The sequence below is a fragment of the Lysinibacillus sp. COL-1 genome, assembly GCF_059814265.1.
Genome location: NZ_JCAWSJ010000002.1, coordinates 426,647 through 450,107, shown reverse-complemented (window position 1 = coordinate 450,107; position 23,461 = coordinate 426,647). Strand labels below are relative to the sequence as shown.

Annotated in this window: 22 protein-coding genes and 3 rRNA genes; 1 reads left to right on the top strand and 24 read right to left on the bottom strand. The window is 39.9% G+C overall.

The genetic code is table 11. From position 1 onward, the window contains the following. Positions 1-116: 116 nt before the first annotated feature. The 10 genes from AC6BKE_RS02740 to metG form a co-directional block, all read right to left on the bottom strand. Positions 117-491: a Rid family detoxifying hydrolase gene (locus tag AC6BKE_RS02740; protein ID WP_141905713.1), complete on the bottom strand. Its 375-nt coding sequence runs from the start codon at positions 489-491 to the stop codon at positions 117-119. Next, positions 488-1,321 carry a pur operon repressor gene (purR, locus tag AC6BKE_RS02735; protein ID WP_004229190.1) on the bottom strand — a complete coding sequence of 278 codons (834 nt, stop codon included), beginning with the start codon at positions 1,319-1,321 and terminating at the stop codon, positions 488-490. The genes AC6BKE_RS02740 and purR overlap by 4 nt, the downstream gene beginning before the upstream one ends. Positions 1,322-1,377: 56 nt before the next feature. Beyond that, entirely contained in the window at positions 1,378-2,244 is an 867-nt protein-coding gene (ispE, locus tag AC6BKE_RS02730) for a 4-(cytidine 5'-diphospho)-2-C-methyl-D-erythritol kinase (RefSeq protein WP_036122319.1), read from the bottom strand. Between the two features lie 221 nt (positions 2,245-2,465). Continuing rightward, complete coding sequence (locus AC6BKE_RS02725) at positions 2,466-2,645, bottom strand: small, acid-soluble spore protein, alpha/beta type (RefSeq protein WP_036122317.1); 180 nt, start codon at positions 2,643-2,645, stop codon at positions 2,466-2,468. A 114-nt stretch (positions 2,646-2,759) separates the two neighbouring features. Further along, positions 2,760-3,020: a biofilm formation stimulator Veg gene (gene veg, locus AC6BKE_RS02720; protein ID WP_004229199.1), complete on the bottom strand. Its 261-nt coding sequence runs from the start codon at positions 3,018-3,020 to the stop codon at positions 2,760-2,762. Between the two features lie 156 nt (positions 3,021-3,176). Beyond that, positions 3,177-4,058, bottom strand: coding sequence for a 16S rRNA (adenine(1518)-N(6)/adenine(1519)-N(6))-dimethyltransferase RsmA (rsmA, locus tag AC6BKE_RS02715; RefSeq protein ID WP_036122314.1), 882 nt, complete (start codon positions 4,056-4,058; stop codon positions 3,177-3,179). Continuing rightward, on the bottom strand, positions 4,051-4,617 hold the full coding sequence (gene rnmV, locus AC6BKE_RS02710; protein WP_036122312.1) for a ribonuclease M5: 567 nt from the start codon (positions 4,615-4,617) through the stop codon (positions 4,051-4,053). The genes rsmA and rnmV overlap by 8 nt, the downstream gene beginning before the upstream one ends. A 267-nt stretch (positions 4,618-4,884) precedes the next feature. Continuing rightward, positions 4,885-6,096: a resuscitation-promoting factor gene (locus AC6BKE_RS02705; RefSeq protein ID WP_036122310.1), complete on the bottom strand. Its 1,212-nt coding sequence runs from the start codon at positions 6,094-6,096 to the stop codon at positions 4,885-4,887. Between the two features lie 135 nt (positions 6,097-6,231). Then, a complete protein-coding gene (locus AC6BKE_RS02700; protein ID WP_271912007.1) occupies positions 6,232-7,002 on the bottom strand; it encodes a TatD family hydrolase in 771 nt (256 codons plus the stop codon). 252 nt (positions 7,003-7,254) lie between these two features. Beyond that, positions 7,255-9,246, bottom strand: coding sequence for a methionine--tRNA ligase (metG, locus tag AC6BKE_RS02695; RefSeq protein ID WP_036122305.1), 1,992 nt, complete (start codon positions 9,244-9,246; stop codon positions 7,255-7,257). Between the two features lie 334 nt (positions 9,247-9,580). Here metG and abrB point away from each other — a divergent pair, with 334 nt between their 5' ends. Further along, positions 9,581-9,859 carry a transition state genes transcriptional regulator AbrB gene (gene abrB / locus AC6BKE_RS02690; protein WP_004229214.1) on the top strand — a complete coding sequence of 93 codons (279 nt, stop codon included), beginning with the start codon at positions 9,581-9,583 and terminating at the stop codon, positions 9,857-9,859. Positions 9,860-10,044: 185 nt separating this feature from the next. Here abrB and rsmI read toward each other — a convergent pair whose 3' ends face one another. The 14 genes from rsmI to AC6BKE_RS02620 all read right to left on the bottom strand — a co-directional run bounded on the left by rsmI (position 10,045) and on the right by AC6BKE_RS02620 (position 23,409). After that, complete coding sequence (gene rsmI / locus AC6BKE_RS02685; RefSeq protein ID WP_499855779.1) at positions 10,045-10,923, bottom strand: 16S rRNA (cytidine(1402)-2'-O)-methyltransferase; 879 nt, start codon at positions 10,921-10,923, stop codon at positions 10,045-10,047. Continuing rightward, a complete protein-coding gene (locus AC6BKE_RS02680) occupies positions 10,920-11,183 on the bottom strand; it encodes a GIY-YIG nuclease family protein (RefSeq protein ID WP_036122300.1) in 264 nt (87 codons plus the stop codon). Before AC6BKE_RS02680 ends, rsmI begins: the two co-directional genes overlap by 4 nt. Further along, a complete protein-coding gene (locus AC6BKE_RS02675) occupies positions 11,167-11,916 on the bottom strand; it encodes a tRNA1(Val) (adenine(37)-N6)-methyltransferase (protein WP_036122296.1) in 750 nt (249 codons plus the stop codon). The genes AC6BKE_RS02680 and AC6BKE_RS02675 overlap by 17 nt, the downstream gene beginning before the upstream one ends. A 63-nt stretch (positions 11,917-11,979) precedes the next feature. Then, the gene (yabA, locus tag AC6BKE_RS02670; protein WP_004229222.1) at positions 11,980-12,336 is read right to left on the bottom strand and encodes a DNA replication initiation control protein YabA; all 357 of its coding nucleotides are present in this window, start codon (positions 12,334-12,336) and stop codon (positions 11,980-11,982) included. Between the two features lie 27 nt (positions 12,337-12,363). Further along, positions 12,364-13,179, bottom strand: a complete 816-nt coding sequence (locus AC6BKE_RS02665; RefSeq protein ID WP_141905706.1) for a PSP1 domain-containing protein — start codon at positions 13,177-13,179, stop codon at positions 12,364-12,366. Then, entirely contained in the window at positions 13,172-14,176 is a 1,005-nt protein-coding gene (gene holB / locus AC6BKE_RS02660) for a DNA polymerase III subunit delta' (RefSeq protein ID WP_036122279.1), read from the bottom strand. The genes AC6BKE_RS02665 and holB overlap by 8 nt, the downstream gene beginning before the upstream one ends. A 157-nt stretch (positions 14,177-14,333) precedes the next feature. Continuing rightward, positions 14,334-14,774: a YaaR family protein gene (locus AC6BKE_RS02655; RefSeq protein ID WP_036122373.1), complete on the bottom strand. Its 441-nt coding sequence runs from the start codon at positions 14,772-14,774 to the stop codon at positions 14,334-14,336. Positions 14,775-14,882: 108 nt separating this feature from the next. Continuing rightward, entirely contained in the window at positions 14,883-15,212 is a 330-nt protein-coding gene (gene darA / locus AC6BKE_RS02650; RefSeq protein WP_004229230.1) for a cyclic di-AMP receptor DarA, read from the bottom strand. Positions 15,213-15,439: 227 nt separating this feature from the next. Then, positions 15,440-16,069 (bottom strand): dTMP kinase, encoded by a 630-nt coding sequence (gene tmk / locus AC6BKE_RS02645; RefSeq protein WP_058844483.1) that lies wholly within the window; start codon positions 16,067-16,069, stop codon positions 15,440-15,442. 17 nt (positions 16,070-16,086) lie between these two features. Beyond that, positions 16,087-17,511 (bottom strand): aminotransferase class I/II-fold pyridoxal phosphate-dependent enzyme, encoded by a 1,425-nt coding sequence (locus AC6BKE_RS02640; protein WP_283778268.1) that lies wholly within the window; start codon positions 17,509-17,511, stop codon positions 16,087-16,089. A gap of 385 nt (positions 17,512-17,896) precedes the next feature. Further along, entirely contained in the window at positions 17,897-18,334 is a 438-nt protein-coding gene (locus tag AC6BKE_RS02635; RefSeq protein WP_330494075.1) for an SRPBCC family protein, read from the bottom strand. A 106-nt stretch (positions 18,335-18,440) separates the two neighbouring features. Next, positions 18,441-18,556, bottom strand: a 5S ribosomal RNA gene (gene rrf / locus AC6BKE_RS02630). Between the two features lie 190 nt (positions 18,557-18,746). Beyond that, positions 18,747-21,674 (bottom strand): 23S ribosomal RNA (locus AC6BKE_RS02625). A 183-nt stretch (positions 21,675-21,857) separates the two neighbouring features. After that, positions 21,858-23,409, bottom strand: a 16S ribosomal RNA gene (locus AC6BKE_RS02620). Together the 16S, 23S and 5S rRNA genes form the textbook arrangement of a ribosomal RNA operon. Positions 23,410-23,461 lie beyond the last annotated feature (52 nt).

Below are 23,461 nucleotides of genomic sequence, written 5' to 3'. Positions count from 1 at the left end.
ATACTTATTAGAATAATATTTTTTCTTATATACGGAATTTTTGACAATTGTTTGTCAGCTTAAAAAAATTCCCTAAAAAGAAGAGCGTTTCTCTTTAGGGAACTTAACGAATTATTTTATTTTACGATTGCGATAACTTCGATTTCTACTTTTACATCTTTCGGAAGACGAGCTACCTCTACAGCTGAACGTGCTGGTTTATGGTCACCAAAATGGCCTGCATAAACCTCATTCATTGCGACAAAGTCGTTCATATCTTTCATAAAGACCGTTGTTTTCACAACATGATCTAAAGAAGTTCCAGCTTCCGCTAAAACTGCTTTTAAATTAGCGAACACTTGATTTGTTTGAGCAGTAATATCGCCTTCCACTAATTCACCTGTAGCTGTTAATGGAATTTGACCAGAGCTATAAAACATACCGTTAACAATAATCCCCTGTGAATATGGTCCGATGGCTGCTGGCGCATTTGTTGTTGCTACTACTTTCATTTGTCATGTCCCCTTTTAGAAAAATAGTTACCTTCACTTAATGCAATTGTACGATCTTTTTCGTTCACTTCATGAAGCTTTACAAGTGAATAATAATCATCTACTAAAGTTTCGTCGGCATGCTCAGCCTCCACAAGCACCGCGATGCCTGCTAGCTGACAGTCAAATTCCTCTAATAGATTTTTCATGCCGTTCATAGTACCACCGACCTTCATAAAGTCGTCAGTAATTAACACACGTTGTCCACTCTTCATGCTTCTTTTTGATAATACCATTGTCTGAATTCTTCTGGAAGAACCAGACACATAGTTAATGCTAACTGTAGAGCCCTCAGTTACTTTACTGTCTCTTCTCACAACTACTACTGGTACATTTAAATGTCTTGCAATGGCATGGGCAATGGATATCCCCTTAGTTGCTACAGTCATTATGACATCAATTTGTTGATCTGCAAAGGCAGAAGCAAAGACCTTCCCTACACGATTTATTAAATCTGGGTTTCCTAGCAAATCTGTCATAAATAAGTAACCGCCTGGTAACAATCGATCTGAATGTTCAAGCTCTGCCTTTAAATCCTGAATGACTAAACGTACTTCTGCCTCGGACATCTTCGGAATATACTTTACTCCTCCAGCAGCACCTGGCACTGTCATCAATAACCCGATTCCTTTTTCTTCGAATGTTTCCTTTACAATCGTTAAATCCTCACTAATGGATGACTTCGCAGATTGATATAGTTCTGAAAAATAAGTTAGCGGGATCAGCTGATGTGGATGTTCTAGTAAGTAGTACGTCATATCAACTAGTCGTTCACTACGCTTCCATTTCATGCGACCCTCTCCTAAACACGAATATTTATAGGTAAAATTAACACAAATTTGCGTTTCTAAGCAAGCGTATTCCGCTCACCTAAAATTCGCACTGCATAAACTTCCTCACAAAAACCACGTAAACCATTATAAATGCGACTAACACGAGCTTCACTATCAACTAGTCCAAACACAGTCGGGCCGCTTCCACTCATTAACGTAGCATCTGCACCAAAGCGTTTCATTTGTTCTTTTAACATCACAACTTCTGGATGTAAGTTAAATGTTACAGTTTCCAAAACATTTCCTAATGAAGAACATAATAGCTCATAATCTTTTGTTTCTATCGCTTGTATCATTTGCTTGGTATTTGGATGTTTCAACCCTTCAACCTTAAGACCCCCATATACCTCAGCCGTTGACACGCCAATTTTAGGCTTTGCTAATACAACCCAACAGTTTGGAGGGGCTGGTAATTCAGCTATTTTTTCTCCACGGCCTGTAGCGAGTGCTGTGCCACCATAGACACAAAACGAAACATCCGAGCCAATTTTAGCACCCAGCTCCGCTAATTCATCTATCGATAACCCTAAATCCCAAAGCTCATTTAGTCCCTTTAATGTAGCTGCTGCATCACTACTGCCACCTGCAAGTCCAGCCGCAATGGGTATTTCCTTTTCAATAGTAATGGATACACCTTGCCTAATGCCGTATGTATCTTTAATGAGACGCGCTGCCTGATACGCAAAATTACGATGATCATTTGGTACAAAATTATCTGTTGAAATAATTTGAATAACACCGTCTTCTCGAGATTCAAGACTGATACGATCAGCTAAATCGACAGTTGTCATAACCATCTCTACTTCGTGAAAATTATCTGGCCTTTTATAAAGTACATCTAATGTTAAATTGATTTTTGCAGGCGCCTTTACATAAAGCATCTTTCTTCCTCCCTTATAGCTACACGTATAAACAGTTCTTTTTTTCGCGCAAGATTATTCATTTTATTTTACCATAATGAGAATGCGAAAATGGAAAAAAAGAACCGTTTACCCTGTTCGGAGTAACGGCTCTCTCTCGTCAGTTGTATTTGTTGTGTCAGTAAGGATTTTCATCCTTGCTGAATGAAACTTTATAAGATGACTACTTTAATAAAAATAGCCTACTTATGCTCTTGCTCATTACTTGCCCGTTCAGCCATTTCTATGGCACGTTTGACCATATTACCAGCATCTCGAGCTTTTATGCCGCCCCAGCCTTCCTTTTGCACAACATCATAAAATCCAAGCTCTTTTGCGATCTCTTCTTTTAATCGAGGTGACATGATACCTTTTCTAGGCATATAAACTCCTCCTTTAACAACTGACGAATTTAGTATGCCCGTGAAAACGCAAAACACTCATGTAGTTTTTAACATACATGAGTGTTTCTAAAATATAGAAATAAGTACTAGAAACTATTTTGCGACAGCAGCTTTTGCTTCGTCTAAAAATGTAATCTCTACTGCTTCAGTTAAAATATCTGTGTAGCTATACGATACGCGCTTGCACGTATTGTCTTCTTGATCGAGCTCTACTACAAAGATAGCGCGATATGTCTCACGTAATATCCCTGCACACTCAACCGTTTTCTTGCGACCACCATTTGCTTTTAATTGCAAACGTTTACCCAAATGACAATCCAACGACTTTTTAATGTCCGCTAAAGTTTTTGGCATTTTCGCTTACACCTCACTACTAACTAGTATAAGCGAATCGCCCAAAAATGTCAACAAAATATAATATTTTATCAGCCCATTATAAATCTTGTCAACTTATTTTTTATAAAAAGCATATATTTTTTTACATCCATGAAAAAATGTTAACAAAAATTCTTACTTTGCAAACACAGGATATAGTGCATCGGCTAATTTTCCAAACTCTTGAATAGTAAGTGTTTCTCCTCGACGAGTTGGCTCAATTGTAGCTGCCTCTAATGCCTGTAAAATTTGTTCCTTTTGTGCCTTCCCATTTGGTAAACCAGCTTGCAGATTATTGTAGATTGTTTTTCTTCTTTGAACAAAAGATGCTCGAGTCACAACAAATAAAAAATCCTCATCTATTACTTTTACTGGTGGCTCGTCATGCTTGATGAGCCGAATAACCGCTGAATCGACATTTGGTTGTGGCATAAACACTGTTTTTGGTACAGTCATAGCAATATCAGCCTTAACATAATACTGAATCGCAATAGATAATGAACCATATTCCTTCGTTCCAGGCTTAGCCGTTATACGATCAGCCACCTCTTTTTGCATCATGACAACAAAACCTCGGATTGGTAATCGGTCATTTAGCAATTTCATTAAGATTGGGGTAGTAACATAATACGGTAGATTGGCAACGACCATAATATCTTCAATACCTGGCATTTCCTCCGCAATAATCTTTGCAACATCTGCCTTAAGAATGTCAGAGTGGATAATAGACACATTATTATATGGACTAAGTGTGTCTTCTAGCACAGGTAATAAACGTTGATCAATTTCAAAGGAAACAACCTTTTTGGCACTTCTCGCCAAATGCTCTGTTAGGGCACCAATACCAGGACCAACTTCAATTGCGCCACTATTTTCTGTTAAATTTGCGTGACTTACAATATTTCGTAAAATATTAGGATCAATTAAAAAGTTTTGTCCTAAGCTTTTTTTAAATGAAAATCCATACTTTTTTAAAATTTCCTGTGTACGAATTGGTGTTGCAATATCCTTATGCATCATTTTCCTCCTGATCTAACTGTGCGACCGCCGCACCAAATTGCTGTTCTGTAATCTGAAACATTTTTAACCTTTTATGAAGCTGTTTACCGTTTGTAGCACCGATATTTAAAATTTCTCCCAGTCGATCACGTCGCTGTTTTGATTGTGGATAGCCAATCAAACGCGCTGTCATTAAATCTTCCAGTGTAATATCATCTTCGTTTGGCACATCTTGTTTAGGGGTATAGACATGTCGTAATGCTTCACGTATATCATCGTCAGCTGCATGCTCAATCCCCAAGCCTTTACCATTCTTCGCAATTGTTTTGGCTTTTGGTAAAAAGGCATGTTTCACTCCTTGAACACGCTCTTCAATAATGGCACGTATTCGACGTCCTGGGTAGTCAGGATCCGTAAATACAATAACACCACGCTTTTCTTGAGCATGTTGGATTCGCTTCAATGTTTCTTCAGAGATAGCAGATCCATTTGTTTCTATAGTATCTGCTTGTACGGCACGCTTAATAGCTGTCGTATCATCTTTTCCTTCAACGACAATGATTTCTTTTATTTGCAAAAAGACTCCTCTTTTCTATCTACCTTATCTTCTGACCATTTTACAACTGCAAGATACCGTTTGTACAGAAATACAGGGTTTGAACGAGCCTTCTAGCGAACGTACCGTCAAACATTGCTAATAATTAGCATTCCAACGCCTTCTTTCAAGGGGCGTTTGTTGTACTTACTGTTTAAACAGTTGTTAAAACAAAAAAAAGCCTCCCTGCCAGTCAAAACAGGAAAGCTCCATTAGTGAAATAACATTTTGATTAATTTTACAATTTTTTTAATTTAATACTTTAATACGCACTTTCTTACGTCCCCAGTTACGTGCCTGAGCATCTGTTTGTACAAGTATATCGATCTTATTACCCTTAATTGAGCCACCAGTATCTCCAGCGATAGCTGTACCATAGCCTTCAACCCATACTTTTGAGCCTAATTTAATAACAGAAGGGTCAACTGCGATTACCTTCATACCAGAATTTGAACGCAAGTTTATACCAGTTGCTGATGTACCAGTACAACCGTTGCAATATGGTGTATAAGCTGTTGCCGTTACATAGAATTCTTTACCACTAGCTGGCTCTGCTGAACCACGTGACACAGTTGCTGCACTTGCAACGACTGTTTTTGTGCCAACTGCAACGACTTGTTTTTTTGGCTCTTTTAAAACTGCCTCTGCTTGTAGGTTTTTAGCTACAACCTTGCCATTTTCTTTGACAACTTCATACGTACGAGAAATTGAGCCCTTCTCGCCCGTTGCCACTACCTTTTGTTTCCCCTTTTGCAATGAAGCATCCTGCTTCTTTTCAACTGCGAAATCTAAAGAGTCTTCCACTACATCGATAACCTTTTCTACGCGAACTACTGCGATTTTACTCTGTGGAGTAATAACGTCCTCCAGGTTATTTTCGACACGATCGAATTCATTTAACTGAATTCCTTGTTGTTTTAAAAAGTTAGCGACCGTAGTCGAAGTGGACCATACTTGTCTTTTGTTTACGCCATCGACAAGCGCTACTTGAAACGCTTTTTGAATATCGATTTTGTTCTCTGCTCCTAGTTCAGTATCTAGACCTTGTGCTAAAGAGTCGTGTTCAGATACTTCAATATTTGCTTCCTTCAAAATGTCTTTCACTAGTGTTTCAGTTGTCCAAACTTTTGACTGATTTCCATCAACTGAAATAGTTACTTCTTTTGCCTGTTCCCATTGAATTGCTAATCCATTAACAATTTTGGTGTTCAGAGAGGGTGATATTTTATCATGCGCTGCTACATCTATATTTCGATCTTGTAATAATTGTTCTACAGTTTTGGCATGTGTTGAAACTTCGATTGTTTCTCCGTTTGCTTCAAGCGTTACGGCTTTTTTCGTACCTTGATAAAGTACGAAAGAGATTACAGATACAAACAGGACAAGTGAAATAATTCTTATCACTGCTTGCTTACTCCTCAATGATCCTAAGAACAAGTTTTTCATGGAATTATTTGACATGAAAAAACGCCTCCTTAATACAAGGTTGGATTATACGGACTAGTTTTGGCACTGTCAACCCGAAAGTATTTCTCTGAAAATTGACTTCTATGTTTTTGCCAACCACAAACCCTGTATTGGAGGCATCTAAGCTAGTTAATTGTCAATCCCAAAAAAAATTTTCGCATTGGCGGTAGTTGCTTGTGCAATTTCCTCAATTGTTAACCCCTTCAATCGCGCAATTTCCTCCGCAACTAAGGGCACAAAGCTTGGTTCATTACGCTTACCTCGATGTGGATGTGGCGCCAAATATGGTGCATCTGTTTCAATCATCAAGTGCTCTAGAGGTATTTCCGTAGCCACTTCCTTTGGCAGACGTGCATTTTTGAATGTCACTGGTCCACCAAGACTAATCATAAAATTCATAGCTATACATTCACGTGCTGTTTCTACACTCCCACTAAAGCAGTGCATAACACCCCCTACGGATGCTGCGTTTTCTTCACGCAAAATTTGTACAACATCCCCTGTTGCATCCCTGTTATGAATAATGATTGGCAAACCTAACTTTTGCGCTAATTGAATTTGTTTGCGGAAAAGTGCTTGTTGAACTTCTTTTGGTGACTTATCCCAATAATAGTCCAAACCTGTTTCACCAATGCCAACTATTTTTGGATGTGCAGCTAATTCCTCAATCCAATCTAAATCTTGTTGCGTACAATCAATAGCGTCTACTGGATGCCAGCCAATGACACCATAAACAAAATCATATTGCTCTATTAATTGCATTGTTCTATTAATGGTTTTACGGTCAAAACCAATAACAACCATTTTCTCTACTCTAGCTTCAAGGGCTCTATCAATTACCTCTTGAAGGTCTTCCTCATACTGATCTGCATTCAAATGTACATGTGTATCAATAAACATCTTCATTCTCCTAACATCGATTTTATTAAAATTTATTATTTCATATTTTTCGTAAGCATTACAATTTTGTTACAAACCATTCGGTATTGTGACATTCCACTTAATCGACAATACTTGCAATAATTCTATATACCCATAAAATCACATTTTTCACACCATATAAATTATTTCAAAATAACAATAACCTAATTTCTCTAACAGATTTGAAAAGCCTGCTGAATAATATGTATTCAGCAGGCCTTTCTTAGTTTGTTACTTTACTTTCGCACCATTTTCTAGTTTTGGATCAACTGATGCTAATTTTAAAATTCCATCTTTTTCACCAGCTAGAATCATTCCTTGTGATAATTCACCACGTAGTTTAACTGGCTTCAAGTTTGCTACGACAATCACTTTTTGACCGATTAATTCATCAGGTGTATAGAATTTTGCAATACCTGAAACTACTTGACGTTGCTCATATCCAAGATCCACTTGAAGCTTTAATAATTTATCTGCTTTTGGAACAGTTTCACATGCCGTAACAGTCGCCACACGCAAATCAATTTTCATAAAATCATCAATGGTAATTTCAGGAATTTCTGGGTTTTCGTCAGTCTCTGGAGTCTTTTTAGTCTCTTCTTCTTGTGTTGTTTTCACAGAGCCACGCATTTCCTCACGAATATAAGCAATTTCAACTTCATTTTCCAAGCGTGGGAAAATTGGTATCCCTTTTTCTACCACTTTAATGTTTGTTGGAATAGTATTGCCGAATGTTTCAATTGTATCCCATGCTAAGAATTTGTCATCTAAACCTAACTGATCGATCATACGTTTCGGTGTTGTTGTCATAAATGGTTGTAACATGACAGCAATTTGGTGTAAGCTCTCTGCCAAATTTCGCATAACGGCTCCTAATTTTGGCTTATCTGACTCTTCTTTTGCTAACACCCAAGGCTGTGTCTCATCTATATATTTATTAGTACGCGACACCAGTGTCCATAAGTCAGCAAGAACAACACTAAATTGCATTTTTTCCATACTTTCTTCATATTTAATACGCACCGACTCAGCTTGCTCTTTTAATGCTGCATCAAATTCTGTTGATTGAAGATTTTCTGTAGGAATAATACCATCAAAATATTTATTAATCATTGAAATAGTTCGATTTAGTAAATTTCCTAAATCGTTCGCCAAATCAAAGTTTGTACGTTCAATAAATGATTCTGGCGAAAATACACCATCAGAGCCGAATGGTAATTCACGTAAAAGGAAGTAACGTGTCGCATCTAGGCCATAACGTTCGATTAACATTTCTGGATAAATGACATTGCCTTTTGATTTAGACATTTTACCGTCTTTCATCATAATAAAACCATGTGCAAATACTTTTTTCGGTAATGGTAAATCTAACGCCATTAAGAAAATTGGCCAATAAATTGTATGGAAGCGCACAATATCTTTCCCTACTACATGTACGTCTGCTGGCCAGTACTTGTTGAATAGTGTTTCATCGTCAGACAGGTACCCTAGAGCTGTAATATAATTCGTTAATGCATCCACCCATACATAAATGACATGCTTTGGATCCCCAGGTACTTTAATCCCCCAATCGAAGGACGTTCTTGATACTGATAAATCTTCTAGCCCTGGTTTAATGAAGTTATTAATCATTTCATTTTTTCGTGATTCTGGCTCAATGAATTCTAGGTTTTCTTCATAATAAGTTAATAAACGATCTGCGTATTTCTTCATATTAAAGAAGTACGATTCTTCTTTTACTTTGTGTACTGGTCGACCACAGTCTGGACAGTTCCCATCAACTAATTGAGTTTCTGTAAAGAATGACTCACATGGTGTACAATACCAGCCTTCATATTGGCCTTTATAAATATCACCATTATCTAAAAACTTTTGGAAAATCTTTTCGACAGCTTTCGTATGTCGCTCTTGCGTCGTCTGTATAAAATCATCATAAGAAATATCCATTAAAGACCAAAGCTTTTTCGCAGCATCTGCAATTTCATTTACATAATCTTGAGGGTGTTTCCCCGCTTCGGCTGCTTTTTCTTGTATTTTTTGCCCATGTTCGTCCATTCCTGTTAAAAAACGAACATCATAACCACGTAAACGTTTATAGCGTGCAATAGTATCAGATGCAACGGTTGTATATGCCGTACCAATATGAAATTTCCCACTTGGATAGTAAATGGGTGTTGTTATATAGAATGTTTTTTGTTTTTCACTCACAAGAACTGCCTCCATTGTTTTACAATATACTTTCTATTCTAACGAAGTACCAAATTCGTTTCAATGAAAGTTTATCATATGCGAAAATTGTCGAATAATATATTGAATCCATTAAATGACTTAAATAAGAATCTTTTTTACTATTGTTGAAAATATTTATTAAAAACCTTTTAAAATGAATAAAATAACTGCATTCTTCTCAAAAAAATTTTTTAGAAAGCATAATATTAGTGTATTAATTAATTGACGTTTATGGCATTACTTGGTATGATAACTATCAGACAAGGAAATTATGTCGAAATTTGACGAAATACCAATATAACTTTTAATAATTAGGAGGAAATCTATTATGAAATCAACAGGGATTGTTCGTAAAGTCGATGAGTTAGGTCGTGTAGTAATTCCTATCGAGTTACGCCGTACGCTAGGTATTGCTGAAAAGGACGCTTTAGAAATCTATGTGGATGACGATAAAATCATCTTAAAAAAATATATGCCTAATATGACATGTGCTGTTACTGGTGAAGTTTCCGATGATAACTTCCGTCTAGTTGGAGGCAAATTAATTTTAAGTCCAGAAGGCGCTGAAATGTTAGTAAAAGAAATCCAATCTAATTTAAAAAAATAATTGATTGCTCACCTAAATCAAATACAATGATTTAGGTGTTTCTATTTATATAATTTACTATACCCAATTTCTAAACCCCATATAATGTCCATGTCAGACCTTTCTATTTAAGGGTACTATTATTTACAGTTATTATCAATTTAAAATCAAATAAAGAGCTACCTTAGTAAGGTAACTCTTTACTATTATTGACTATGATATTCATTATAAACATCTCTTTTAGCTACTTGTCTCAACTTGGCTACTTCCTTAATGGCTTCTTTTGATGTTATATTCGATTGATTTATGATGAAATCAACATGTTCAATAATGGACATTGTCTCCCAATAAGCCTTTGCATGTTCATCTTCCTCTTCGGCAGAGCTATTGCCTTCAAGAACAATACAAAACTCTCCACGAATCTCTTGGGTTTGCGACCATTCTACAGCTTCAGCTAATGTGCCGCGTAAAAACTCTTCAAATTTCTTTGTCAGCTCACGCGCGAGGACAACGCGACGGTTTCCGAGTATTGCTTCCATATCTTTTAATGTATCTTTTAAGCGATGAGGTGCCTCATATAATAAGATAGTTTCTTGACGTTTTTTTAATTGCTCTAACTGCTGGCGTCGATCTTTTTTTCCACGATTCAAAAACCCATAAAAGAAAAATGGCTGTGGTGTTAATCCAGAGGCAATTAATGCTGAAATCGCAGCATTGGGACCTGGTACTGGCACAACTGGAAAGTTTTGGGCAATTGCTTTTTCAACTATGTCCGCACCTGGATCAGAAATACAAGGTAAACCCGCATCACTTACTAATGCAATTGTTTTCCCTTCGTGAAGCATAGATAATAATTTTTCGCCACCTACTGCTAAATTATGTTCATGGTAACTGATTAATGGTGTTTCGATATCAAAGTAATTACATAGCTTCTTTGTATTTCTAGTATCTTCTGCCGCAATAATATCGGCTTCTTTTAAAATGCGAAGTGCACGTACACTCATATCCTCTAGATTTCCAATAGGCGTTCCTACCAGATATAAACAACCTGTCAGATCGTGTATTGTACTTTTTTGTGATTTCACGATTCACCCCTCCTTATATAGTTTATTTTCTGCATTCTTGTTAATTGCTTAAAAGCATATTCAGCACGCATTGCTTCTTGCTTTGTCTCAAACATTTCTTTATAAATACATTTCACTGGGCCTCTAGCTCTTGTATATTTTGCCCCTTTACCAGCGTTATGTACAGCAACACGCTTTTCTATATTATTTGTATATCCTGCATAAAGGGTTTGATCCGCACACTCTAGCACATAAAAGTAGTGATTACTGCTCTTTTCCATAAAGAATGTCTCTCACTTCTGCTGTATATTCGTTATTGCCATCATAGACATACAAGGGTGGCAAGATTTTCAAATCCGGTTTTCCATCTTTTATTCCTTCTATTAATAATGTATTGGCTTCTTTGCCTTCTTTCGGATAAATGAGTTGCATCCGTTTGGGCTCTAAGCGATTTGCTCGCATAGCTGTAACAATATCTAATAATCGACCTGGACGATGGACAAATGCCGCCTTGCCACCTTGCTTTAATAATTTACTTGCAGATTGGATGGCTTCTTCTAATGTTAAATATAATTCATGTCGTGCAATGGCATGATGTTCACTGAGATTTTTATCACTTGCTTCATGTGCTAAAAAATAGGGAGGATTGCAGGTAACAACATCATACTGTTCTATGCCTAAGTGTTTTGGTATTTCTTTTACATCACCAAGAATCATTTGAATTTGGTTTTCCAGTTGATTGTAATGGATGCTTCTCTCTGCCATATCAAATAAACGGGGCTGAATCTCAACTCCCGTAATTTCCCCTTTTGTACGTGCACTTAAAAAGAGAGGAATTACGCCATTTCCTGAGCATAAATCAACAATTTTTCCCTTATGATAGGGAATATTGACAAACTTTGAAAGCAACACTGCGTCTAACGAAAACGAAAAGACGGAGGGACTTTGAATAATACGCAAATTCTCCGCCAATAAATAGTCTAATCGCTCATCATCCTTTAACCATTTTTCCATGCTTATTCCTCCTACGCTACAAAACAAAAGACTGATACCACCGTAGTGGGAATCAGCCTTCTATTACACATTTTGTTTATTTAAAAATGATAGACAAAACAGACAATCTTCACCTTTACGTGAACTTCCAAAATGAACATGACAAACGTGGAAGCCTTCCTGGTATAAGCGAGCTAGGTTATCATAACCTTCACCTATATCTAGAGGACTCTCTTTCTTTACTTCAGCAGCTTGTACGGAGTTTGTATTAGAAAGTAGTTCTTCCAGACGTGTACGAAGATGATGATTTTCTGTTTCAAGCGCCTTATGCTCTTCCATCATTAACGCTACAAATTGTTTCAATGCACCAAATTGCTCCTGCATTGCTTCGAGCTGTTGTTCGAACTCCATAACGGTATCCAAGAAATTACGGTCCTTCACCCAAGCCACCTCGTTAAATTCTCTATCTTAAATAAGATTTTTTTCGCATGCTAGCAGTTCTTCTAGTGTATACTCAACTGTGCGTTCCTGCTCATGTAAATATACTTGAATAAGTCTTTCCAGCACATTTAACCCTACAACTTTCCCGCGACCATCTGGTGTCATCGCTACCTCACCTATATCTGGCATGCCCTCTTTTGCCTCTTCATATTCATCATTTTCATACTTTAAGCAGCACATTAAACGTCCGCAAAGACCTGATATTTTTGAAGGATTTAAAGATAAGTTTTGATCTTTAGCCATTTTAATAGAAACTGGCTCAAAATCACCTAAAAATGTGGAGCAACAAAGCATTCTTCCACATGGGCCGATACCACCTAATAATTTTGCTTCATCACGCACACCAATTTGGCGAAGTTCGATACGTGTTCTAAAAACCGAAGCTAAATCTTTTACAAGATCCCTGAAGTCAACACGTCCTTCAGCTGTAAAATAAAAAATAATTTTATTACGATCAAATGTATATTCAACATCTACAAGTTTCATTTCTAAATTATGCTCTATAATTTTAGTACTAGCGAGTTCAAATGCACGTTTCGACTCAGCTGCATTTTCCTCTACTTGTATACGATCACGATCATCTGCTGGTCTAAGTACTTGTTTTAGTGGTAATACAACATCATTATCACCTACTACTTTTTGAGGGACAACTACTTTTCCATACTCTACCCCGCGAGCTGTCTCTACAATAACATATTGACTATCTTCTAGTAGAAATGATGCCGGATCAAAATAATATATTTTACCCGCCTTTTTAAAGCGGACTCCTACTACATTATACAAATGTATATCCCTCCTGCAGATTTAGCATTAACTGCTCAATCAATAACGTCCTATTCATGTTACGTTGTAAAGAGGCGCGCGCTTGTAAAATAGATTCCATTTGACTTGATAGTCGCTCATAAGTGGAATGTAACGCAACTTCTTTAAATAGTGGTAACATGTCTGGATAAGTACAAGCTGCCTCGGGATTAGCTTTTATTGACACTATATCACGGTAAGCAAATAGTAGTAAATCCAATGCTTGCTCCATCTCGCCTTTTTCTTTAAAATGTGGTAACCACTCTTCATGTGCAATAAGCATTGCCTCGTGTACATTTTGCCGAATGGCCTCCACTAATTTTAACACTGTTTTTCGAGCGAGTGCAAACTGCTCATCATTTGCCAAAAATATAGCCATTTCGAGCTCGTTTGTCATCATGCTTACTGTTGAAGCCATCGAATCCGAAATATTATTGTCCTGTAAGTGCTTCAACAAAACATGACGTGGCATTTTTTGAAATTTGATATGTTGGCAACGAGAACGGATTGTTGGAAGTATTGACTGCATTTGCTCTGTTAATAATATGGCAGTTACTTCTCCATCCGGCTCCTCTAAAAATTTAAGTATCATATTGGCTGATGCTGTATTCAGACGGTCTGCATGATGAAGCACATAGATTTTACGCCCTTCTTCTACACCCATCATTTTCATCTCGCCAATAAGTTCTCGCATTTGATCAATTTTTATAAATTGACCATCTGGATAAATTTGATGAATATTTGGGTGATTTCCCGAATCCACACGTCTGCAATTTCGACATGTTTCACATGGAACATTTCCATTTGGTTGCTCACATAGCATTAATTTGACAAAAAAGGTCATAATATCTGCCTTGCCTGTCCCTTTTTCGCCATCAAAAATATATGCATGTGCTAATCTATTTTTGTCAAAAATCGTTTGAAGTTGCTTCATTACGACTGGCTGTAGCGTGAATAGCTCTTCAACATTCTTGGCCATACATTTTAATTCCTTCCTGTATCTACAACAAAAAGTGTAACTGTCTCCAATTTTTACTTTTTGAAAAGAAACATTACAGTGCTTCCTAGTTTAGTGGCAAGCTGCCAAATCAAAATTTGAAAAAAGCCCGCGCCTAAATGAGAATGAGACACGGGTTTTACATATATAAATTAATTAGTAAGCCTTTAATCTCACCGATTTTATCAAGGAGGTCTATCGCTTCTTTTTCCTCGTCTAAGAGATCTTGGGCAAGTTCGACAAGACGTGTATCAATAGTTTCAATGATTTTTAATCGTCTGCCTTCGCCAAAACGATTCCATGTATGTGATTGTTTTAAATCCATTCCATGTTCTACTGTCTCTTGTAGAAATCGTTTTACAAGCATTTTAAACTTAGCAAGTTCCCGTAAATTACGTGACCTTGCAACACGATCACCAGCACTCGAAATATCTCCTAATAAACGTGTTAGTTGCTCTGTTTGCAGCTTGTTACCTTGCTTAACGACCATATCTCCAAATCGGTTATTTTGATTATTATTTTGTAGTGGCTCATTGCGATTTGTATTTAACCCGACACGTATATCTTGATTAATCTTCAAGCTGGTTTCGCCCCACTATCTTTATCAATTTCTCCCTGCATTGGGATAAATATCAGGATCATTAGATAAGCCTAATATCAGTGACCTCTTACGAATGGAGGCTACTTATTAAAAATGATGGAATTGTTCAATTGGTAAAACAAATACAGTAGCTCCTCCTACCTCTACCTCCACAGGGTAAGGTATATAGGAATCGGCATTTCCTCCTAATGGAGAAACTGGCGCAACCATTTGCTCCCGTGCTCGACAATTATCCCGAATAATATCTAAAAGTTTGGGTATGAGAGAGTCTTCAGTTCCTATAAGAAATGTCGTATTTCCTGAACGTAAAAATCCTCCTGTGCTCGCTAATTTAGTTGCGCGAAACTGATTTTTCGTTAAAGCATTTGATAAGCGACTGCTATCCTGATCTTGCACTACAGCTACGACTAACTTCATTCGCACTCACCCCTTTTATAAAATTCACCTAAATAGGTTTTCATACTATTCCTAAGCATTTATAAACATTAATACTTCGACTATTATCCATGTGAAATTAATTACACCTCGGCATAATTACGTCCATATTTTATCAAGCTTGCTCGTAATTCAGTAGGTATCTGCTGAATTAGATAAAATAATGGATAGTATCATTATATCACAATGTTGTGGACAACTTCATGCTTTTAGTGCATTGCTTCCAATAATAATAACCATACATCTTCAACAACATGCTCAATATGTTGGTCTGCATTCACTACACGTATACGTTCTGGGTACCGATCGACTAGTTGTAAATATCCTTCACGTACCTTCTGATGAAATGGCAAACTTTCAACATCTAAACGATTTACTTCTCTCTTGTCAGTTGCATGAATACGTGCTAATCCAACCTCTGGTGGAAGATCAAATAATATAGTTACGTCAGGTAATTTCTTACCGATAGCAAATTCGTTAATAGAAAGTACCTCATCAACACCTATTCCTCTTGCATAACCTTGATAAGCTAAAGATGAGTCGATAAAACGATCACATATTACCAACTGACCAGCATCTAAAGCTGGTTGTACTTTTTCAAAATAATGCTGACTTCTTGCTGCAGCATATAACAATGCTTCTGTTCGCTCGTCCATAGCTGTATGTGCAGGATTTAAAATAATGGTTCTTATCTTTTCTGCAATTTCGATGCCGCCTGGTTCTCTTGTTGCTAGAACGTCAATATTTTTTTCTGCTAGTCGCTCAGCTATCATTTGAATGATTGTTGTTTTCCCTGCTCCCTCTGGGCCTTCGAATGTAATAAATATATTGCTTTTCATGCTGTTATTGCCTCCAACTATCTAATGACCTGAATCATTTTTTCTGCTAATCGATGATTTCCTTGGAATGTCGCTCCTGCTGCTAATAGCTCTTCCAGTTGACTTAATTTTGCTACGGTTATTCTTTCTCCTGGAACAAGTAATGGAATACCAGGCGGATAAGGAATAATCATACTTGCTGAAACCCTTCCCATTGTACGCATATATGGTAACCATTCTTTACTTAATGATGCAATTTCATTAAAGGTATAAATAGGTTCAGTAATAGGTACAAAATGATAGGCTGTTTGAGAAGCAGCTATGCTATCCGTTTTAGTTGTGTTTAATAGCATTGTTATAGCTTCTTTTATGCGGACTCTTATTTCAGCAAATGGGTAAGGATGTCCTTGCTTCAGCAAAGGTAACACAAATAATACTTGATTCGCATCAGCTAGCTCTCCATAGACATGCTTGGCCTCCAGTACCTCCTGTAATTGAAAACCACTATAACCATTGACACGTAACAATACCTTAAGTGGATCATCTACTTCAATTACTTCTAAGGAACCAATTGATCGTAATGCTTCAATCCATTGTTTCTTTTTTTCTATTATATATGCCCCATCACTCTCCATATATGTCTGTACATAATAGCGAGCATCATCTAATGAGGCTAATAATACATAGGATGGGCTACTAGATTGCAGCATACGTAGATAGTGATGTATTTTGTCAGCATCAATTAATTTCGACTTAACATGCATAAAGGATGCCATCGTCATTGCTGGTAATGTCTTATGTGCTGATTGTACAACGACATCTGCTCCTAATGACAAAGCGGATGGTTGAAATAATGTACACGCATTAAAATGAGCGCCATGTGCCTCATCCACTAAGACAGGGATTTCTTTTTCATGACAATAAGCAATTTGTTGCTGTATTTCATTCGATGTCATCCCATAATAAGTAGGATATGTTAAAACGACCGCTTTCGCCTCTGGATAATTTTTCACTGCTTCTTTAAGATCTTTATAAGTGACATGCGTTGCCGTTAACGTTCGCTCATCCCAGATTGGTGAGACAAAAATAGGCTTAGCCCCCACAAGTTCAATGGCGTGGAAAATTGATTTATGGGCATTACGTTGGACAATAATGGTATCACCTTTATCACATGTAGCATAAATCATCGTTAAATTCCCAACAGTAGAACCGCCCACTAGAAAGAAACTCTTCATTGCTCCATATGTATCTGCTAGTAAATTTTCTGCTTCTAATATCATTTCCTCAGGGTAATGCAAATCATCTAAACCTGTTAATTCAGTTACATCATAACGCATAACATCTTTAAATGCTTGCGGAAGATGGGACAGTTCGCCATGCTTATGACCTGGGACATGAAAAGAAATATTTTGTTGTTGTCTAAAACGTTCTAATCCCTCTATAATTGGCTTTTTCTTTTGCAAAACAAACACCCATTTTCGTTAGATTCTTATTTAATTATACGAAATTATAACGAGATAAAAAAGCTATCCCTCAACAAGGTTCTCCATATTTATCTGTTGAACTAAAATTTTTCAACAAAACGTCTTATTATCTCTGTTTCCATTGCATCTAGATTACTTTGAGTTTACTCCAAAGGAATCATCGTTTAGAGGCTATGTGACAACATAATTTAGTCACGCCGGCATTCTATTTGAATAGATATTTGAATAGCCACTAAAAAGCAGACATTCTTTACCTCATTATCGAAGAGAGAACATTTAGTAAAAAAACATTTGCTCATTCCATATAAAAACCGATTATTGCCGTTATCTGCAATAATCGGTTCTCCCACCCTTTTCCACAAAACTATTCTTTCACCACTTTAACGGCCATTTCCTTTACTAATTGCTCCACTAGTCTTGGGACAAAATTATCTAAAACTGGATTCATCATTCCTGCTAAAAAGCCGCTAGCCTTCATTGTTAACTTACCAGTAAGTTGCAATGATTGATCTTGATTTTGTTTTATTTCAAATGAACCATCGCCATTTATCGGATCGGATAAGCCCTCCAAATCAAAAAGTATCTGATGAGCATCTGATTTTTTCACCTTCAGCTCCACTTTAACAGCTTTTTGAATAATGCCAAAATCTCCTTGAAAGACCCAAATCATATCATTTTCATTCAATAATTCGTGGTGTAAGTAACCTGGTATTAAAACAGCCCATTGTTCTTTATTTTGAATAAATTCCTCTAACTTTTCTTTCTGCATACTGATATTCTTACTATATTGTCCAGTTGCCATTACATTGCACCCCTTTGTGTGTTTTAATCACTCCATTAAACTTTAACATTTTATAGGTCTCTAAATAAATAAAAAAAACCACTGATTTCTCAGTGGTTACTTTGTTGCCTAGCGACGTCCTACTCTCACAGGGGGAAGCCCCCAACTACCATCGGCGCTAAAGAGCTTAACTTCCGTGTTCGGTATGGGAACGGGTGTGACCTCTTTGCCATCATCACTAGACTATGGTCGACCTTCAATACACGGCGTATTACTGCGTCAGCTGCTCTCGTTCAATCAGTCACGTACAGAAGTACGCTCCTTCAATCACTCGTTTGCTTCCTTGTTCTACTTGTGTCTTGAAGCTCTTTTTTTATTGAAAGTTTTGTTCTTTCAAAACTGGATAAACGGTTCATTGAATGGTTCAAACATTTTGGTTAAGTCCTCGATCGATTAGTATTCGTCAGCTCCATGTGTCACCACACTTCCACCTCGAACCTATCTACCTCATCGTCTTTGAGGGATCTTACTTACTTGCGTAATGGGAAATCTCATCTTGAGGGGGGCTTCATGCTTAGATGCTTTCAGCACTTATCCCGTCCACACATAGCTACCCAGCGATGCCTTTGGCAAGACAACTGGTACACCAGCGGTGTGTCCATCCCGGTCCTCTCGTACTAAGGACAGCTCCTCTCAAATTTCCTACGCCCACGACGGATAGGGACCGAACTGTCTCACGACGTTCTGAACCCAGCTCGCGTACCGCTTTAATGGGCGAACAGCCCAACCCTTGGGACCGACTACAGCCCCAGGATGCGATGAGCCGACATCGAGGTGCCAAACCTCCCCGTCGATGTGGACTCTTGGGGGAGATAAGCCTGTTATCCCCGGGGTAGCTTTTATCCGTTGAGCGATGGCCCTTCCATGCGGAACCACCGGATCACTAAGCCCGTCTTTCGACCCTGCTCGACTTGTAGGTCTCGCAGTCAAGCTCCCTTGTGCCTTTACACTCTACGAATGATTTCCAACCATTCTGAGGGAACCTTTGGGCGCCTCCGTTACCTTTTAGGAGGCGACCGCCCCAGTCAAACTGTCCGCCTGACACTGTCTCCTACCCCGCTAAGGGGCATGGGTTAGAATTTCAATACAACCAGGGTAGTATCCCACCGACGCCTCCTTCGAAGCTGGCGCTCCGAGATCTCTGGCTCCTACCTATCCTGTACAAGTTGTACCAAAATTCAATATCAGGCTACAGTAAAGCTCCACGGGGTCTTTCCGTCCTGTCGCGGGTAACCTGCATCTTCACAGGTACTATAATTTCACCGAGTCTCTCGTTGAGACAGTGCCCAGATCGTTACGCCTTTCGTGCGGGTCGGAACTTACCCGACAAGGAATTTCGCTACCTTAGGACCGTTATAGTTACGGCCGCCGTTTACTGGGGCTTCAATTCGCAGCTTCGCTTGCGCTAACCACTCCTCTTAACCTTCCAGCACCGGGCAGGCGTCAGCCCCTATACGTCACCTTACGGTTTTGCAGAGACCTGTGTTTTTGCTAAACAGTCGCCTGGGCCTATTCACTGCGGCTCTCATGCGCTTGCACGCTCAAGAGCACCCCTTCTCCCGAAGTTACGGGGTCATTTTGCCGAGTTCCTTAACGAGAGTTCTCTCGCACACCTTAGGATTCTCTCCTCGACTACCTGTGTCGGTTTGCGGTACGGGCACCTCTCACCTCGATAGAGGCTTTTCTTGGCAGTGTGAAATCAGGAACTTCGTCCATACGGACTCGCCATCACAGCTCAACGTTACAGTGTGCGGATTTGCCTACACACACGCCTTACTGCTTGGACGCGCATAACCAACAGCGCGCTTACCCTATCCTACTGCGTCCCCCCATTTCTCAAACGGTGAGGAGGTGGTACAGGAATATCAACCTGTTGTCCATCGCCTACGCCTATCGGCCTCGGCTTAGGTCCCGACTAACCCTGAGCGGACGAGCCTTCCTCAGGAAACCTTAGTCATACGGTGGACGGGATTCTCACCCGTCTTTCGCTACTCATACCGGCATTCTCACTTCTAAGCGCTCCACCAGTCCTTCCGGTCTGACTTCAACGCACTTAGAACGCTCTCCTACCACTGACATCGTAGATGTCAATCCACAGCTTCGGTGAATCGTTTAGCCCCGATACATTTTCGGCGCAGCGTCACTCGACCAGTGAGCTATTACGCACTCTTTAAATGATGGCTGCTTCTAAGCCAACATCCTGGTTGTCTGTGCAACGCCACATCCTTTTCCACTTAACGATTACTTTGGGACCTTAGCTGGTGGTCTGGGCTGTTTCCCTTTTGACTACGGATCTTATCACTCGCAGTCTGACTCCCGTGTATAAATATCTGGCATTCGGAGTTTGTCTGAATTCGGTAAACCGGGATGGCCCCCTAGTCCAAACAGTGCTCTACCTCCAGTATTCTCATCACGAGGCTAGCCCTAAAGCTATTTCGGAGAGAACCAGCTATCTCCAAGTTCGATTGGAATTTCTCCGCTACCCACACCTCATCCCCGCACTTTTCAACGTGCGTGGGTTCGGGCCTCCAGTAAGTGTTACCTTACCTTCACCCTGGACATGGGTAGATCACCTGGTTTCGGGTCTACGACCACGTACTATTTCGCCCTATTCAGACTCGCTTTCGCTGCGGCTCCGCCTTCTAAAGCTTAACCTCGCACGTAATCGTAACTCGCCGGTTCATTCTACAAAAGGCACGCTATCACCCATTAACGGGCTCTAACTACTTGTAGGCACACGGTTTCAGGATCTCTTTCACTCCCCTTCCGGGGTGCTTTTCACCTTTCCCTCACGGTACTGGTTCACTATCGGTCACTAGGTAGTATTTAGCCTTGGGAGATGGTCCTCCCGGATTCCGACGGAATTTCACGTGTTCCGCCGTACTCAGGATCCACTCAGGAGAGAACGAACTTTCGACTACAGGGCTTTTACCTGCTCTGGCGGACCTTTCCAAGTCGCTTCATCTAACTCGCTCTTTTGTAACTCCGTATTGAGTGTCCTACAACCCCAAGAGGCAAGCCTCTTGGTTTGGGCTCTTCCCGTTTCGCTCGCCGCTACTCAGGGAATCGATTTTTCTTTCTCTTCCTCCAGGTACTTAGATGTTTCAGTTCCCTGGGTCTGCCTTCAAGACGCTATGTATTCACGTCAAGATACTACGCCATTAAACGTAGTGGGTTCCCCCATTCGGAAATCTCCGGATCAAAGCTCACTTACAGCTCCCCGAAGCATATCGGTGTTAGTGCCGTCCTTCTTCGGCTCCTAGTGCCAAGGCATTCGCCGTGCGCCCTTAATAACTTAACCAAGTTATTAAGCCTATAAAAAAACTTAAAAAATAAATGTGTTTGTTACAATTTCAATGTCGTTTTATCCAGTTTTCAAAGAACAAGTTTTGAAGATTTTCATTCAAGAAAGAATGAACCTTCAAAACTGAACGCAAAACGTAATCTTACAAACCCTAGGTTTGTATTCCGAAATAATCCTTAGAAAGGAGGTGATCCAGCCGCACCTTCCGATACGGCTACCTTGTTACGACTTCACCCCAATCATCTATCCCACCTTCGGCGGCTGGCTCCAAAAGGTTACCTCACCGACTTCGGGTGTTACAAACTCTCGTGGTGTGACGGGCGGTGTGTACAAGGCCCGGGAACGTATTCACCGCGGCATGCTGATCCGCGATTACTAGCGATTCCGGCTTCATGTAGGCGAGTTGCAGCCTACAATCCGAACTGAGAACGACTTTATCGGATTAGCTCCCTCTCGCGAGTTGGCAACCGTTTGTATCGTCCATTGTAGCACGTGTGTAGCCCAGGTCATAAGGGGCATGATGATTTGACGTCATCCCCACCTTCCTCCGGTTTGTCACCGGCAGTCACCTTAGAGTGCCCAACTAAATGATGGCAACTAAGATCAAGGGTTGCGCTCGTTGCGGGACTTAACCCAACATCTCACGACACGAGCTGACGACAACCATGCACCACCTGTCACCGTTGCCCCCGAAGGGGAAACTATATCTCTACAGTGGTCAACGGGATGTCAAGACCTGGTAAGGTTCTTCGCGTTGCTTCGAATTAAACCACATGCTCCACCGCTTGTGCGGGCCCCCGTCAATTCCTTTGAGTTTCAGTCTTGCGACCGTACTCCCCAGGCGGAGTGCTTAATGCGTTAGCTGCAGCACTAAGGGGCGGAAACCCCCTAACACTTAGCACTCATCGTTTACGGCGTGGACTACCAGGGTATCTAATCCTGTTTGCTCCCCACGCTTTCGCGCCTCAGTGTCAGTTACAGACCAGATAGTCGCCTTCGCCACTGGTGTTCCTCCAAATCTCTACGCATTTCACCGCTACACTTGGAATTCCACTATCCTCTTCTGCACTCAAGTCTCCCAGTTTCCAATGACCCTCCACGGTTGAGCCGTGGGCTTTCACATCAGACTTAAGAAACCACCTGCGCGCGCTTTACGCCCAATAATTCCGGACAACGCTTGCCACCTACGTATTACCGCGGCTGCTGGCACGTAGTTAGCCGTGGCTTTCTAATAAGGTACCGTCAAGGTACAGCCAGTTACTACTGTACTTGTTCTTCCCTTACAACAGAGTTTTACGAACCGAAATCCTTCTTCACTCACGCGGCGTTGCTCCATCAGGCTTTCGCCCATTGTGGAAGATTCCCTACTGCTGCCTCCCGTAGGAGTCTGGGCCGTGTCTCAGTCCCAGTGTGGCCGATCACCCTCTCAGGTCGGCTACGCATCGTCGCCTTGGTGAGCCGTTACCTCACCAACTAGCTAATGCGCCGCGGGCCCATCCTATAGCGACAGCCGAAACCGTCTTTCAGTATTTCACCATGAGGTGAAACAGATTATTCGGTATTAGCCCCGGTTTCCCGGAGTTATCCCAAACTATAAGGTAGGTTGCCCACGTGTTACTCACCCGTCCGCCGCTAACGTCAAAGGAGCAAGCTCCTTCTCTGTTCGCTCGACTTGCATGTATTAGGCACGCCGCCAGCGTTCGTCCTGAGCCAGGATCAAACTCTCCATAAAAGAAATTTGAATAGCTCAAATTGTTTTGCTGGCATCAATTTTGATGTCCAAA

What these genes read in the sequence shown, in the direction of transcription:
- AC6BKE_RS02740 (WP_141905713.1), bottom strand. Translation starts at nt 491, where the DNA reads ATGAAAGTAGTAGCAACAACAAATGCGCCAGCAGCCATCGGACCATAT.
- purR (WP_004229190.1), bottom strand. Translation starts at nt 1,321, where the DNA reads ATGAAATGGAAGCGTAGTGAACGACTAGTTGATATGACGTACTACTTA.
- ispE (WP_036122319.1), bottom strand. Translation starts at nt 2,244, where the DNA reads ATGCTTTATGTAAAGGCGCCTGCAAAAATCAATTTAACATTAGATGTA.
- AC6BKE_RS02725 (WP_036122317.1), bottom strand. Translation starts at nt 2,645, where the DNA reads ATGCCTAGAAAAGGTATCATGTCACCTCGATTAAAAGAAGAGATCGCA.
- veg (WP_004229199.1), bottom strand. Translation starts at nt 3,020, where the DNA reads ATGCCAAAAACTTTAGCGGACATTAAAAAGTCGTTGGATTGTCATTTG.
- rsmA (WP_036122314.1), bottom strand. Translation starts at nt 4,058, where the DNA reads ATGCATAAGGATATTGCAACACCAATTCGTACACAGGAAATTTTAAAA.
- AC6BKE_RS02705 (WP_036122310.1), bottom strand. Translation starts at nt 6,096, where the DNA reads ATGTCAAATAATTCCATGAAAAACTTGTTCTTAGGATCATTGAGGAGT.
- AC6BKE_RS02700 (WP_271912007.1), bottom strand. Translation starts at nt 7,002, where the DNA reads ATGTTTATTGATACACATGTACATTTGAATGCAGATCAGTATGAGGAA.
- metG (WP_036122305.1), bottom strand. Translation starts at nt 9,246, where the DNA reads ATGGAGGCAGTTCTTGTGAGTGAAAAACAAAAAACATTCTATATAACA.
- abrB (WP_004229214.1), top strand. Translation starts at nt 9,581, where the DNA reads ATGAAATCAACAGGGATTGTTCGTAAAGTCGATGAGTTAGGTCGTGTA.
- AC6BKE_RS02680 (WP_036122300.1), bottom strand. Translation starts at nt 11,183, where the DNA reads ATGGAAAAGAGCAGTAATCACTACTTTTATGTGCTAGAGTGTGCGGAT.
- AC6BKE_RS02675 (WP_036122296.1), bottom strand. Translation starts at nt 11,916, where the DNA reads ATGGAAAAATGGTTAAAGGATGATGAGCGATTAGACTATTTATTGGCG.
- holB (WP_036122279.1), bottom strand. Translation starts at nt 14,176, where the DNA reads ATGGCCAAGAATGTTGAAGAGCTATTCACGCTACAGCCAGTCGTAATG.
- darA (WP_004229230.1), bottom strand. Translation starts at nt 15,212, where the DNA reads ATGAAGTTAGTCGTAGCTGTAGTGCAAGATCAGGATAGCAGTCGCTTA.
- tmk (WP_058844483.1), bottom strand. Translation starts at nt 16,069, where the DNA reads ATGAAAAGCAATATATTTATTACATTCGAAGGCCCAGAGGGAGCAGGG.
- AC6BKE_RS02635 (WP_330494075.1), bottom strand. Translation starts at nt 18,334, where the DNA reads ATGGCAACTGGACAATATAGTAAGAATATCAGTATGCAGAAAGAAAAG.